This is a genomic window from Lentzea sp. NPDC020367 (assembly GCF_044387305.1).
Classification (GTDB): Bacteria; Actinomycetota; Actinomycetes; order Mycobacteriales; family Pseudonocardiaceae; genus Lentzea.
Genome location: NZ_JBIRVV010000010.1, coordinates 104,608 through 118,598, shown reverse-complemented (window position 1 = coordinate 118,598; position 13,991 = coordinate 104,608). Strand labels below are relative to the sequence as shown.

Genomic DNA, 13,991 nt, shown 5'->3' with positions numbered 1-13,991 from the left:
CACCCACCGACCCCCCGATCGGTGATGACCGAAGTCCACCACGGAAAGCCTGCAGCCGCAAAAATCGGGGCGCCCCAACCTGAAACCGGCTTCAGGTAGGCGGTTCGGCGGAGCGAGGCGGCTACGCGCCGCGCCGTCATGGCGGGCATACGACCTCGCGTCGCATCTCGTCAGAGAAAGCGTGCTGAGAATCGCACGTCAGTGCGGATATGGGACGCTGGAAGGTAAGCGCCGCGCGTTCATGCGTGAAGTCGTTGTCTCACCTGCGAAGTACCGCCGCGGTCAGCTCGCTGAACCTGTACGACGGCATCCGGCGGGAAACTCATCGCGGAGTGCTCAGACTCGCAAGGAGTTCTCGGCGAGGTGCTCGCTCAGTGCGACGGTGGACGTCGCGACCGCCAGCGACGGCGGTTCGAGCCTGCGCAGCAGCCCCAGCAACAGCTCGTCCGGCATGCCGATGAGGAACATCTGGAAGGCGTTGTACCCGGCGGCCCAGTGCACGACGCCGTCGCTGAGCATCCAGCGGGCCTGGTCCTCCACCTCCAGTGCCGCCCAGGTGTCGGCCCTGTCGTTGAACGGCTTGGGCAGGAACTCGGCGATCTTCGTCGCGTCGTCCCCCTCCGGACGCAGTCCCGCGCGGACCGCAGCTCGATGCTCCGGGTAGTCGCGCATCAGCCGCACCTTGACCAGGTCGGACGCGCCGGCGAGCGCGCCGGGTGTGGCGCGTGCGGCCCGGCACTCGTCCCACTCCCAGACCTCGTCGTCGGAGGCCGCGAGCCGCAGCCGTTCGTTCGCGGGCAACGCGTTCCAGATCTCGTCCTGCCGGGCCGTGCTCGTGCCGACGAACTTCTGCACCCAGGCGACCAGTTCGTCGTGCACCCGCCGGTCCCGCCGGCCGTCCTTCGTCATGATGTCGAGCGTCGGCTCGGGCTCCGGCTCCCTCGTCGTGTCGACGCGGCAGGACGCGATCAGCAGCAGCTTCCACTGCTCCCGGGCGGCGCGGCCGAACAGGCCGTCGCAGGTGTGCGGGCCCGTTTCGGGACAGCCGCCGGGGTCCGTGCACAGCTTGAGGGTGCCCGGCGTCTCCTTCGACCCGGCGATGAGCGCGGGCGCGTCGTACTCGTAGAGCTCGGCGATCGCCCGCAGCTCGTGCGCCTTGTAGGGCTCGTACTTGTAGTTGGGCACCGGCGTTCCCGCGTTCACGACGTGCATCGGGGTGCGGTGGTGGTCCTTCCTGATCAGTTCCAGCACGTTCACCGTCGCGAGCCTGGTGTCCTCGTCGGCAAAGAAGTGCAAGGTCAGCCCGGCCGGCACCGTTACCCGCTCCTTGCCCTCGTGCGAGCCGTGCCCGATCACAACGCCCACCATCGCGGTCCTCCCTCGAATGATCTCCCTACGAGATCATTTGTTGCCTTCGCGGTTCGTGTAACCGGATGGACCCGAGCGGAGCAACGGAAATCCCGATGGTGCCGCCTATGACGTCCACTGTGGACCATGCTCTCTCCGGTGGTCAGCAGTTCCCGGCCACCGGCGTCGTCAGAAGCTTTACGACGCAGTCACTGAGTGGGTGCATTCGTCGTGCCACAGGTCGTGCACGTTCCGCGTGAGCTCAGCGGCAGTCTTTCCGATCGGCGTGCTCGTCGGCAGAAAGTCCCCAAACCGCCACGAGGACTCCGTGAGCGATTCGCCGACCAGTCCGTTGAAGTTCACCGGTTGGCTGCGATGAATTCCATGACCAGCTTCGCGCCTTCGGGGGTGGACGTGGGTGTGCCCCGCGCCTGCGACCTCGACGAATCGGAAGTGGGGGAACTGAGCGGGCGCTTGCTTCCCCGACACGGTCGACGTGTTGGCGTCCAGATCTCCTGCGAGCACCGGCCCGGAGCAGGTGTTTGATCGGGATCGAGACTGATCGTGGTCCGTGGGTCGCTGCGCTTGTCAGATCGGCAAGACCGGCTTGGCGGAGTCATCCACGAGTATGGCCATGCGGCTTGAGCTGCATGAACGTAGTTTTCGGCGCGCACAGCGCTCCCGGTCGGCGGCGCTCGAGGCCCCGCACCGACGCGGGGCCGCCGGGGTTGGCGCGGCCCGCGCGCGGCGAGTTCAGTCAGGTGATGACCAGCTGCCGGCTGGAGGGCTGCGCGAGTTCAGTTGCGTTCAGGCGATCACGGTGCGCCAGTCCTGCCGCGCTGCCCACTGCGTGAAGGTCGTCGTGGTCAGGCTGTAGCCGGCGGCGTGGTGGGGGCGCGCGGGGTAGCCGACACGGTCGTTGAAGACGTCGCCGAACGCCGCGGATGCGCCGTAGCGCTGCGTTCGCTCCTCCAGGGAGATGAAGTCGGTCTTGAACTCGCGGCCGGTGATCTGGGAGAGGACTTCGGCCATCTCCGGGTACGTCAGCGCATCGCTGGCGAGCTCCACTTCGGCTTCGTGGAACCTGTCGGGCTCGGCGACGGCGGAGGCGACAGCGGCACCGAAGTCGTCGGCGCAGATGAGCGCCAGCACCGTCTGCGGGCTCATAGCGGTGACCAGCTTGCCTTGCGGCAGCTCGGGCAACATGTACTCCCGCCGGGGCGAGAGGAAGTTCTCCATGTACCAGGCGGGCTTGAAGATGGTCCAGTGCGGCAACCCTGAGCGCCGGATCACTTCCTCGGCCTCCTCCTTCTGGTTCCAGTACTCCTTCATCACCGGGTCCGTTACTTCCACTTGTGGGTGCTGGGCGCGCCATCCTGTCGCCGACACCGACGTGTGCACGATGTGAGTGATGCCGGCGCCTTGGGCCGCGGTGACGATGTTGCCGGCCTGGCGGACCTCGGCGCCTGGATCGGCCGGGTCGACACCGGCCAGCTGCACCGAGAAGACCGCGTCGTGTCCGACACCGGCCGCCTGCAGGGAGGCGATGTCCTCCAGGTCCCCGGTAGCCAGGGCGGCACCCTGTCCGGCCAAGGCCTGGGCGGCGGCCGAGGAGGGGTTGCGCACGAACGCGGTGACGGGGTGTCCTGCGCGCAGGAGCGCGTGGGCGACGGCGCCGCCCTGCATTCCGGTTGCCCCGGTGACCAGCACCTTGGCGTTGTGATCGGTTGTCATGGCAAGCCTGCTTTCGTTTGATCGGGTTTCTGAGATCCGGGCATGGGACTGTCGAACTCCGCGCGGCATCGTCACGCCGGCCAGGACTGACGTGGCCGGGGCGCTGGGGGCCTCAGAACACCAGTACGGACCGCCCGCGCACGCCACCCTCCTCGATGAGCCGGTGCGCTTCGGTGACCTGTTCCAGCGGGTAGGTCCCCGCGACGCGGAGCGTGAGGACACCGGACTCGGCCTGGTCGCGCAGCCGCGTCAGAGCCGCTGTGTCCCGGATGCGGTCGAAGACGAAGACGGGGAACCAGCTCACACCGCGGTCGGTGTCGCCGGTGAACCCTTTGAAGGTCGCGATGCCGCCACCGTCGCGCACCGCTGCGGCCATCGCCGCGCCCACCGACCCGCCGTCGATGACGCCGTCCGTCCCGTCGGGGCGCAGCCGGCGGACCCCGTCGACGAATCCGTCGCCACGCGGGAGCACGTGATCGGCGCCCAGGCTCGTGACGAGGTCACTGTCCTTGTCCGCCGCATCGGCGATGACCGTCAGCCCGGCCGCCTTGGCCAACTGCACGGCGTAACCACCGATCCCACCGGCGGCACCGGTCACCGCCACCGTCGCCCCTGGGGCCAAGGCCAGCGCGTCCAGGCCCATCTGCGCGGTCAGCGCGGCCATCAACAAGGTCGAGGCAGCCGTCAGGTCGACCCCCTTCGGCGCGAGGACCACCTGTTCCGCCGGTACGACCACGTACTGCGCCTGTCCGCCCCGGTCCAGCTTCGGCTCCGTGACCGCGATCACCTCAGCACCGAGGGCCAACTCCGGACGTGCGCCGTGTCCGACCTCGTCGATCGTCCCGGCCACCTCCCACCCCACGACGTACACCTCCGACGGCGGGTTCGTCTCCGGGCTGTACTCGGCGGAGAGCCCGGTGCGGATGTTGACGTCGGCCGGGTGGACAGCGGCGGCGGCGACCTTGATCCGCACCTGCCCTGGTCCCGCCTGCGGTTCGGGCAACTCCAGCACCCGCATGACCTCGCGGCCGCCGAACTCGGTGAAACCCACGGCCTTCACAGCGCCACCTCACCATCGCCATCGTGCACCCAACCCGATACGGAGATGTTCCGGGTTCCAACGACGTTAGCAGCGCGGCTACACTAAGAACAAACCGGTCCCAGTTCGCGAGGAGAGCCCCATGCCCCCACCCGGCACGCAGCTGCGGCGGCCTCCCGGCGTCTCCGGGCCGCCTCGCGACCCCGCCCGGGACGCCCAGATCCTGCGCGCGGCGACGGAGTTGCTGGCCGAGGGCGGTTACCCGGCCTTGACCATGGACAAGGCCGCGGCGCGAGCGGGGGTGGGCAAGGCGACCGTGTATCGACGCTGGCCGTCGCGCGCGGAACTCGCCGCGGAGGCCCTCAGTCACGCGGGACTCACCGACGACGTCGTGCCGGTCACCATCGGCAACGGCCGCGTCCGTGACGAGTTCTTCGCCACCCTGGCCAGCGCCACGGGCAGCCAGGACAACTCCCGGGTCGACCTGGTCTCGGCCCTGCTGGACACGGCTCGCCAAGAGCCTGAGCTGTGCAGCCTCATCCGAGTGCGTTACGTCGAGTCCCTGCACCAGGCCCTCGCAGGCGTGCTGGACCACGCCGTACAGCGCGGCGACCTGCCACACCGCCGTGACCACCCGCAGGACGGACACCCGATCGCGGTCTCCGCCGCCATCGCCCTTCTAGTTCACTGGGGCGCCGTCCACGACCGCCCGATCAATGACGACGACATCGCACAGATCGTCGACGGCGTCCTCATGCCCTTGCTCCGATAACCGCTGACACCACGCCGTGCCCGTGCCCAGGGGCGGTGTCCGGATTCCCTTGTGAGTAACGTGATCGCTCGCGGTCAATGCGATCTTGGGGGCCTACCGGCGGCGCGCTGTTCGGTGCGTGGTTGACGGCGAGGAACTGGCCGTGCCTCATGTGCAGGTCAGGTCACTGGGCCGATTGGCACACCACAGCTCGTGATCCAGGCCGCGCCTGAGTACCCCGACCCGCCGGCCGGGTGAATTCTCAGGCCCGCTGGCAGAAGATCCTCACGCTCACCCTGGTGACCAGTCTCGTGGCCGAGCTGGGCATCGATGACCCTGAACCGCTCGCCGAGCACCTTGTCATCGTCGACGGCGCCGTCAGTCGCGCCATGTACGCGAACGAACGCGGCTATGGCCAGTGTGCCCGCGCGGCCACCGAGCCCCTTCTCGACCACGCGGCACGCCGACGTGGCGAGGTGTGGGCGCGGCTGTCAGTCCTGCGGTGTCAGGTAGCCGCGGGAGAACGCGGCGGCGACGGCGGCGGCCCGGTCGTTGACGCCCAGCTTCGCGTACACGTGCAGCAGGTGCGTCTTGACCGTCGTCTCGCTGATGAAGAGCCGCTTGCCCGCCTCGCGGTTGGTCGCCCCCTGGGCGATCAGTTCGAGCACCTCCAATTCGCGTTGCGACAGCGGTGCCGGAGCCGGTTTGCGCACTTGGCCGAGGAGCCGGGTCGCGACGGTGGGGGAGAGGACCGCCTGTCCTCGTGCCGCTGCCTCCACCGCGCGGACGAGTTCCTCCCGCGGCGCCTCCTTGAGCAGGTAGCCGGTGGCGCCCGCTTCGATCGCCGGCAGCACGTGGCTGTCGGTGTCGTAGGTGGTGAGCACCAGGACACGGGACGGCACCCCGCGCTTCGCCAGTTCCCGGATGGCGGCGACCCCGTCGGTTCCGGGCATCCGCAGGTCCATGAGGATGACGTCAGGGTGCAGGCGAACGCCGGCCGCGACCGCTTCCGCGCCGTCAGCGGCTTCGCCGACCACCGCGAAGCGAGGATCGGCGCCGAACATGCCCCGCAGGCCGTCCCGCACCACCGGGTGGTCGTCGACGATCAGCAGCGTGATCACGCCTCACCCCCGGCGGGGATCGCGGGCAGCGTCACCGTGATCGCGGTGCCTCCGTCCGGTTCGGACTCGACGTCGAGCCGTCCCGCGAGGCGGTGCACCCGCTGCCGCATGCCGTCGAGCCCGAAGCCGCCGTCGGCAGAGGCGGAGCGCTGGGCGTCGGGCCGGAATCCGATCCCGTCGTCCAGGACGTCGAGCGTCACCAGGTCCTCCATGTACGACAGGGTCAGGGCGACCCGACCGGCTCTTGCGTGCTTCGCGACGTTGGCGAGAGCCTCCTGCGCGGTGCGCAGCAGCGCCACCTCGACGTCGGTGTGCATCGGCCGGGCGTCGCCGGTCGTGGTCAGCACCGCCTCGACCCGGTTCACCTCGGACCAGCGTCTCGCCACGTCGCCGATCGCGTCCGGCAGGCGGGCGGACGCCAGCGCGGACGGCCCCACGGCGTGCACGGTCCGGCGGGCCTCGGTCAGGCTCTCCCTGGCCAGGGTCATCGCGTTCGTCACGTGCCGGTCTGACACCGCCGGTTCGTCCGCCTGTTCCGCGGCCTGGAGCTGGGTCAGGATGCCGGCCAGGCCCTGGGCGAGGGTGTCGTGGATCTCCCGTGCCATCCGCTGCCGTTCGTCGAGCACGCCGGCCTCGCGGGCCTGCATCAGCAACTGGACGTGCAGGGCCGCGTTCTCCGTCAGCGCGGTCTCGAGCTCGGTGTTGGCCCGGTGCAGTTCGGCCAGCGCCCGTTTCTGCCGGTGGTTGCGGTGGTCGGACATCACGTCGGCGTAGAAGGCCGCTGTGGCGATCACCGCGGTGACCGCGCTGACGGCGGGCCACTTCCACCACTCCTCGGCGGTGATGCTGTCCGCCCCTCCCACGTACGAGATCGCCGAGACCGCGGACGTGACGGTCACGCCGACGTACCGCCATCGGCCCTTCAGGTACTGGAAGGCGTGCACGTAGCCGATGAAGGCGAAGAAGCCGAACCAGGGCGTGAGCAGCACCAGGCAGGCGGTGATCGCCATGAGACCCGCGTAGTACAGGCCCATCAGCCGGTTGTGGTCGTGCCACTCGGGGTGGGCCGTGTGGAACCACGCCACCCACGCGGTGAGCACGGTCGAAAACCCGAGCACGGCAGGGAAGTGCACCGGTGCGTCCCACAGCGGTTGCAACAGGGTGAACACGACGCTCACCGCCAGCAGCGGGTACGGGAGCACGTTCAAGACCGCGGACTCCTTGCGCTCCCAGCGGTCGAACTCCTCGCGCAACTCGGCCTCGACGCTCACCCCGGCAATGGTCGCACGCCCCATGGCAAAGCCGCGCTAGACCACTGCCCGCACGGCGGGTACACGGCGCAAAGCGCCCGAGATCCCCCAACTCGCGGTCGCGGCGATCACCAGCGCCAGCAGGAACTTCACGACGGGTGCGGCGTCGAGCGGTCGAAGCAGCTCCACGGTTCCGACGATGACCGGCGCGTGCAGAAGGTAAACGGCGAAGGCGTTGTCGGCGAGATAGCCACGGAACCGCGACGCACCGGCGACGAAGCGCTGGAACACGCGGAGCAGGACCAGGACGACGCCGACCGCGAACAGCGACTCCCACACCGCGAGAGCAAGGTAGGCGACGTCGTGACCGGCCAGGTCGTCGGGTGAGACGAAGCCGCGGTAACCGCCCAGAGCCATCGGCACGAACGACCCCACCACGAGGAGCACGCCGAACCGGCCCGATCGCCGAGGAAGGGTCTCGAGCCACCGGTGGCGGTACGCCAGGACGCCGGCGGCGAAGAGCAGGACGTACTGCGGCATGTACGCGGGGCTGGGCAGCCCGAGCACGGGCTCGTAGGTCCCGAGGGGGACGAAGATGCGCCACCCGTAGGTGACCAGGCCGAGGACGAGCGTGAAGCCGAGCAGATCCAGTCGCCGCAACGGCTTCGGCCGCACCGGCTCCGAGTTCCCGCGCAGGTGCCGTACGACCGCGTACGCCAGCGAGAAGATCAGCAGGATCTCGAGGAACCACGCGGGCCCGACCTCCCAGGTGGTGAGGTAATAGACCACAAAGGACGGTCTCGTCGGGGACGGCAGGCCGAGATAGGTCGGGAGGAAGAAGAACGGTCGCAGCAGCAGGATGAAGGCGAGGAAGGGGATCCCGAGTCGTTTCACCCGCTCGGCCGCGAACGCGCGCGGTCCCCTCCTGTCCGCCGTGCCGGGGGCGAAGTACCCGGACAGCAGGAAGAAGAAGCCCATGAAGAACGTCTGGTTGACCACGAGCAGCAGGTCCAGCGGCAGCGCCGCGGACGCCGTGGCGGGCTCTTGCCGGTTGGGCCAGACGTTGAGGCTGCTGTAGGGCGCCGCGCAGTGATGCGCGACCACCAGGAGCGTCAGGAAGACCCGGAGGTTGTCGATGTAGGAGATGCGTGTCGTGCGGGAAGTGCGGACGACGTCGGGTGATGCCATGCCGAAAGCCTGCCCAGCGGGAGAAGGCGCCGGATCGTCCGCGCGGGCGTGGATCACCGCGAACGCGGTGGACCCCGTCCATCCTTCGATCGGAGGATGGACGAAGTGCGAGGGCCTTGAATCGTCCACAGCCGACACCGTTGCTCCGGGAACGGACAACCACGAGTCGCAAGGCGGATAGTGCGGGTCGGGCAACGATGGTTCACTGCACTTGTGGATCTTGGGCAGAACGTCCCGGTGAATCGGACGAGTGAAAGCGTGATGTGCGGTGACAATTGCGTGCGAACTCACCAACGGTGAGTGCTGGGACCTGCTGGAGCGCGTCAACCTGGGACGGTTGTTGTACAGCTCGGCTGGCTTGCCGGTGGCTCAGCTCGTGCGGTTCGTCGTGCGCAACAAGGTGGTCATGGTCAGTCTCGACCACGTCACCGCAGCCAAGTTGTTGCCGGCGGGGGTCGATTTCGTCGCGTTCCAGGCCGATGACTTCGTCGAGGGTGCACAGACGGGACGCTCGGTGACCGCGTACGGCAGGGCGCAGGTGGTCTCCCAGCAACGTCGTGGCGGAGCTGAAGCAGCTGGGTTGCCCAGCCACGAGGGGAACGCTGTCTACGCTTGTGTCGCACCGACACATCTGCGTGGCAGCCGGCTGGATCTTCGCACCTGACCCGTCCTTCGGTGGCGTCGAAGATGGTCACAGGAGAAGGTCGAACAGGCGGAAGGCCGACTCCCAGTGCTTGGTCTGCGGGTTGACCAGGGCGGGTTCGATGATCTTGAAGGTGCGGGCCAGTCCGATGCTGATCCCGCCCGCGATGCGGGGCGCGTAGGCCTCGGCTTCGTCCGACAGGGTGATGTCCGGTGGCCGTGGCACCATCGCGTCCAGGACGTCCTCGAGCTCGGCGAAGGTCTTGTCGAACTCGCGAACGCGTTCCTGCAGGCCCTTGGTGATCGGGAAGTCGTAGGCCTGCACCACGTCGCGTGCGTTCGTCTTCGCCGTGACGCCGGCCATCAGGTACATGTCCCGCAGCTGCTGGTCGATGAAGTCGTTGTAGCGCTTGAGGTCGTCCTTGTCGACGTCGAGGCCTGCCGCGGTGCGGAAGAAGTGCTCGAACCTGGCTACGTTCATGACCGGCACGGTTGGCTCCTCATCTGGGGTCCTTCGAGCATCGCGGCCGCGCGCTGCCCGTTCGACGTGCTCGCGGGACGAGAATCGGTCGTCGGTTTCACCCTGCGGGTACAGGTAGCTCGTTCGACGACCGATCGGTACGCCGCCTCGTAGCGTCGCGCCATCAGCGGGACGTCGAAGCGTTCCTCGGCGTCCGCCCGGCACCGCGCGGGACTGAGCGAGCCGACCCGGGTCAGTGCACCGGCCAGCTCGTCCAGGTCGTCGCACACCCAGCCTGTCTCGCCGTGTGTCACCACTTCGGGCACGGAACCGCGGCGCAGAGCGACCACCGGCGTCCCGCACGCCAGTGCTTCCGCCATCACCAGGCCGAACGGCTCCTCCCACTGGATCGGGAACAGCAGGCACCTGGCCGCCGCGAGCAACGTGAGCTTGTGCTCGCGGTCCGCCTCACCGAGCCAGTCGACGCCGTCGCCGTCGCCCAGCAACGGCTTCACCACTTCGTCGAAGTAGCGGATCTCGTCCGGCTCACGGCATTTCGCCGCGATCAGCAGGCGCACACCCGCCGCCCTGGCCACCCTGATCGCCTCCGGGATGCCCTTCTCGGGTGAGGAGCGGCCGAGGAACAACGCGAAGTCCTCTTTGGTCTGCCGGAACGGGAACTCCGCCACGCGCACGGCGTTGTGCACAGTGGCCACCCAGTTGAGGTCCGGTGCGTGTGCGCGTTGCGCTTCGGACAGTGCTACGAGGTGCACGCTGCGGCCCAGCGCCCGGTAGTACCGTCCCATCTCACCGGTCACCGGACCGTGCGCGGTGACCACAGTGGGCAACGCGCGGCCGCGGGCCAGCAGAGGGCCGGCGAGCGAGTGGTCGTGAACCAGGTCGACGTCGAGACCGGCGAGCACGTCCGGCATCGCGGCAGCGTGTCCGACCTCCGGCATGCTCAGGCCGATGCGGTTCTCTTGTGGCACTTCGCAAAGCGATATGAACTTCGCGTCGGTGCCGTTGCGTCCGACCCCGATCAACGTCACGTGCACGGCCTGTCTTGGCAGTTGGTCGGCGAGGTCCGCGCACACGGATTCGATCCCACCGTAGGCCTTCGGTGGGACTTCGTACCACGGAGGAGCCACCATCGCGACTTTCAGTTCGTCCATTCTGGACGAGTTTCCCCAGCGCTTGCGATGAAACCATCCGGCACCTCATTCGAGAGCACTATTTCCGTTGGCAGACCAGCAACTCGAACCTCCGAGTCGACCTCGACAGTCACCCGCGCGCTGGCCAGCGGCACGTTGTCCACCGCGATCGGCAGGAAGTGCTCCGGCAACGCCGGTGCGAGGAACACCTTGCTGTCCGGCACGTCGGGTTCCAGGCGCAGCAACACCCGCAGCAGGTGCACGGGCGCTGCCGAAGCCCATGCCTGTGGCGAGCACGACGTCGGATAGGGGACCGGCCGGGAGAACTCGGTGCAGTCGAAGCCGCACAGCAGTTCGGGCAGCCGGCCGCCGAACGCTTCCGCCGCGTCGTACAGCGCGCTCGCGAGTCGTTGGGCGTGCTCGACGAACCCGTACCGCATCAGTCCTGCCGCGACGATGGTCGAGTCGTGTGGCCACACCGATCCGTTGTGGTAGCTCATCGGGTTGTACGCGCCCATGTCGGACGACAGGGTGCGCACACCCCATCCGGTGAACATCTCCTTCGACATCAACGACTCCGCGATCCGGCCGGCCTTGTCCTCGTCGACGATGCCGGTCCACAGGCAGTGCCCGATGTTGGAGGCGACCGAGTCGACCGGTCGCTTGGCGTGGTCGAGCGCGACGGCGTAACGGTCGAGTTCGGGCAGCCAGAACGCCTCGTTGAACCTCTCCTTCAGCGTCTTGGCCCGATCCTCCCAGTACTCCGAATCGTCTCCGGCGACCCGTGCGAGACCCGCCCGCGCGAGGAACGCGGCGTACACGTAGCCCTGCACCTCGCACAACGCGATCGGGCTGCGCGCGATCGTGCCGTCGGCGAAGTTCACGCCGTCCCACGAGTCCTTCCAGCCCTGGTTCACCAGGCCGCGCTCGGTGGCGCGGTGGTATTCGACGAACCCGTCACCGTCGCGGTCGCCGTAGCGATCGATCCATTCGAGCGCGCGGTCGGCGTGCGGCAGAAGTGCGGCCATCCGGTCGTCGCCGATGCCCCATCTGCTCAGTTCGCCGAGCAGCATCACGAACAACGGTGTGGCATCCGCGGTGCCGTAGTAGACGTTGCGTCCGCCGAGCGCAAGGGAGGAGTCCGCACCGAACCGGATCTCGTGCAGGATCCTGCCGGGTTCCTCCTCGCTGTTCGGTTCCACGGTCGTGCCCTGGTGGCGCGCGAGCGTCTGCGCGGTGCCGAGCGCCAGCGTCGGGTCGATGGTCAGCGCCATCAGGGACGACAGGATCGAGTCGCGCCCGAACAAGGTCATGAACCACGGTGCACCGGCCGCGATCACGGTGTCCTGTGGCCGTTCCGGGTCGAAGATGCGCAGCGCGCCTAGGTCCTCCCTGCTCTGCTGGAGCGTGCGCATCAGCGCCGGTGCGCCGAACACCCGGAGCACCGGCCCCGTTTCGTGCCACTGACGCGCTCGCGTCATGGGCGCCGACTGCTCGACCGGCTGGTCCAGCGGGAACATCGCGGGCGTCAGCTCGCCGTCCACCACCGGCCGCGCGGTGACGCGGGTCGACCACTCACCCCTCGCGGGCACCACCGCGTGGAAGGTCAGCCGGTCCAGGTCGTACTCGGCGTGATCAGCGCTCACCCACACGCCCCGGCCGCCGCGGCTGAGCGTGAGACCGTCGTCGCGGGCCTCCGCGCCGTGCCGACGGTGGTCGGCACGCACGCGATCCTCCTTGACCTCGAACAGGTCCGCGAAGTCGGCGTGCACGTGCACGGTCAGCGTGACCGACACGTCCTGTGGTCCGTAGTTGCGCAGCACGACGTCTTCGCGCATGCCCGCGCCGATGTACCGGGTGCGTTCCACCAGCAGGGAGCTCTCGCCGTGACGGCCGAGCAGCGCCCGCCCGAGGAACGTCGTGCGGAACGGTTCCGCCGGCACCGCTGTGATCGGCTCGGCCGGTGCGCCGTCGATCCTCAGCCGCCAGCCGGACACGATCCGGGTGTCCAGGAAGAACGTGCCCTGGGCCCCTTCGGCGTGGATGTCGCCGTCGTGCCCGCACACGCAGAACGACGTGCCGTTGACCAGGGTGACCGTGCCGGCGGAGAGCGCGGCGGGGTGGCCGTCGAAAGACCAGCCCCCGGTCATCTCGTTCCGGCGTGGAGATCGAGCGTCATCGTCCTGCCGCCTCTCGTGAGTACCACCAGCAGGCTGGCAAGGGTTCGGCGGAGCGCGCTTTCTCCTGTGAGGACGAACTTTCCCGCTTGCGTTGGGCCTGCGGAGTCAGGTCTCGGCGGGGACCGTGTGAGCCGGGTTTCGACGGGTAGCCGGGCGGCATGTTCCCAAGAGTGATGGCGTTTTTGTTGTTGTTGCTGGGTTTGGTCGCGTGCACCGATAGCCGGTCTCCGCCGCCTGCCGGTACCGGTGCCGTTGCCGGTTCCTACGCTGACGTGGTCACGCGCACCGCGCCGTCCGCGGTGACCGTCCGGGTCGAGGATGGTGTGGGCAGTGGCGTCGTGCTGCGCTCCGACGTCGTGGTGACCAACGAGCACGTGGTGAAGACCAACCGGCAGGTGCGCATCCGGTACGCCGACGGGCAGGAGTCCGGCGGCGAGGTGCTCGCCACGGATCCGTTGTCGGATCTCGCGGTGGTCCGCACCGAACGGAAGAACCTGCCTGTCGCCGAGTTCCGCGCCGAGCTGCCCAGGCCGGGGGACACCGTGCTCGCGATCGGGAGTCCGCTCGGGCTGGAGTTCACGGTGACGGCGGGAATCGTGTCCGGTCTGCACCGGACGTTGACCGGCGGTCCGCAGGTCGAGCTCATCCAGACCGACGCGCCGATCTCACCCGGCAACTCCGGCGGCGCGCTGCTCGACTCGGCCGGACGTGTCATCGGCATCAACGAGTCCTACATCCCGCCCTCGCAGGGCGCGGTGTCCCTGGGGTTCGCGATTCCGTCCGGCGTGACCCTGGACGTGGCGGAGAAGTTGTTGTCCGCCGGAAAGGTCGAACACCCGTACCTCGGGGCGTCCTTGGGGGACCTGACGCCGGAGATCCGCTCGCGGTTCGGGATCACCACCGAACGCGGTGCCCTGGTGCTGGAGGTCGAGCCCGCGGGGCCGGCCGAGGCCGGTGGGCTGCGCGCAGGGGACGTGGTCGTGGAGATGAAGGACCAGCAGGTCGGCGGCGTCCAGGACGTCCAGGCCGTGCTGCGGTCCTCCCGCGTCGGGGAACGGATCCCCGTCTCGGTGCGACGCGGGGACGAGCTGACCCAGTTGACGGTTGCCCTGGGCAGCCGATGAGCGT

12 protein-coding genes are annotated in these 13,991 nt (G+C 68.7%); 3 read left to right on the top strand and 9 right to left on the bottom strand.

Annotated elements, in window-relative coordinates; all coding sequences use genetic code 11:
- Positions 1-336: 336 nt before the first annotated feature.
- From ACH413_RS34145 to ACH413_RS34135, 3 genes are all read right to left on the bottom strand, one after another.
- Positions 337-1,368, bottom strand: coding sequence for a putative adhesin (locus tag ACH413_RS34145; protein WP_360044940.1), 1,032 nt, complete (start codon positions 1,366-1,368; stop codon positions 337-339).
- Between the two features lie 786 nt (positions 1,369-2,154).
- Complete coding sequence (locus ACH413_RS34140) at positions 2,155-3,081, bottom strand: NmrA family NAD(P)-binding protein (RefSeq protein ID WP_360044937.1); 927 nt, start codon at positions 3,079-3,081, stop codon at positions 2,155-2,157.
- Between the two features lie 112 nt (positions 3,082-3,193).
- Positions 3,194-4,141 (bottom strand): NADP-dependent oxidoreductase, encoded by a 948-nt coding sequence (locus ACH413_RS34135; RefSeq protein WP_360044934.1) that lies wholly within the window; start codon positions 4,139-4,141, stop codon positions 3,194-3,196.
- 121 nt (positions 4,142-4,262) lie between these two features.
- On the opposite strand from ACH413_RS34135, the gene ACH413_RS34130 reads away from it, so the two are divergent.
- The gene (locus ACH413_RS34130) at positions 4,263-4,892 is read left to right on the top strand and encodes a TetR/AcrR family transcriptional regulator (protein WP_360044931.1); all 630 of its coding nucleotides are present in this window, start codon (positions 4,263-4,265) and stop codon (positions 4,890-4,892) included.
- 470 nt (positions 4,893-5,362) lie between these two features.
- Here ACH413_RS34130 and ACH413_RS34125 read toward each other — a convergent pair whose 3' ends face one another.
- From ACH413_RS34125 to ACH413_RS34115, 3 genes are read right to left on the bottom strand one after another with little or no spacing between them, the layout of a single operon-like run.
- Positions 5,363-5,992: a response regulator transcription factor gene (locus tag ACH413_RS34125; RefSeq protein WP_360044928.1), complete on the bottom strand. Its 630-nt coding sequence runs from the start codon at positions 5,990-5,992 to the stop codon at positions 5,363-5,365.
- Complete coding sequence (locus ACH413_RS34120) at positions 5,989-7,263, bottom strand: sensor histidine kinase (RefSeq protein WP_360044925.1); 1,275 nt, start codon at positions 7,261-7,263, stop codon at positions 5,989-5,991. The genes ACH413_RS34125 and ACH413_RS34120 overlap by 4 nt, the downstream gene beginning before the upstream one ends.
- Before the next feature lie 36 nt (positions 7,264-7,299).
- Entirely contained in the window at positions 7,300-8,430 is a 1,131-nt protein-coding gene (locus tag ACH413_RS34115) for an acyltransferase family protein (RefSeq protein WP_360044922.1), read from the bottom strand.
- Between the two features lie 268 nt (positions 8,431-8,698).
- Here ACH413_RS34115 and ACH413_RS34110 point away from each other — a divergent pair, with 268 nt between their 5' ends.
- Positions 8,699-9,094 carry a pyridoxamine 5'-phosphate oxidase family protein gene (locus tag ACH413_RS34110; RefSeq protein WP_360044919.1) on the top strand — a complete coding sequence of 132 codons (396 nt, stop codon included), beginning with the start codon at positions 8,699-8,701 and terminating at the stop codon, positions 9,092-9,094.
- A 27-nt stretch (positions 9,095-9,121) separates the two neighbouring features.
- Here the strand turns inward: ACH413_RS34110 and ACH413_RS34105 are convergent, their stop codons facing one another.
- From ACH413_RS34105 to ACH413_RS34095, 3 genes are read right to left on the bottom strand one after another with little or no spacing between them, the layout of a single operon-like run.
- Positions 9,122-9,553, bottom strand: coding sequence for a DUF1931 family protein (locus ACH413_RS34105; protein ID WP_360044916.1), 432 nt, complete (start codon positions 9,551-9,553; stop codon positions 9,122-9,124).
- Positions 9,550-10,704: a glycosyltransferase family 4 protein gene (locus tag ACH413_RS34100; RefSeq protein WP_360044913.1), complete on the bottom strand. Its 1,155-nt coding sequence runs from the start codon at positions 10,702-10,704 to the stop codon at positions 9,550-9,552. The genes ACH413_RS34105 and ACH413_RS34100 overlap by 4 nt, the downstream gene beginning before the upstream one ends.
- Positions 10,692-12,833, bottom strand: a complete 2,142-nt coding sequence (locus ACH413_RS34095) for a glycogen debranching N-terminal domain-containing protein (RefSeq protein ID WP_360044911.1) — start codon at positions 12,831-12,833, stop codon at positions 10,692-10,694. Before ACH413_RS34095 ends, ACH413_RS34100 begins: the two co-directional genes overlap by 13 nt.
- A 302-nt stretch (positions 12,834-13,135) precedes the next feature.
- Between ACH413_RS34095 and ACH413_RS34090 the strand changes: the two genes are divergently transcribed.
- Positions 13,136-13,987 carry a trypsin-like peptidase domain-containing protein gene (locus tag ACH413_RS34090; protein WP_360044908.1) on the top strand — a complete coding sequence of 284 codons (852 nt, stop codon included), beginning with the start codon at positions 13,136-13,138 and terminating at the stop codon, positions 13,985-13,987.
- Positions 13,988-13,991 lie beyond the last annotated feature (4 nt).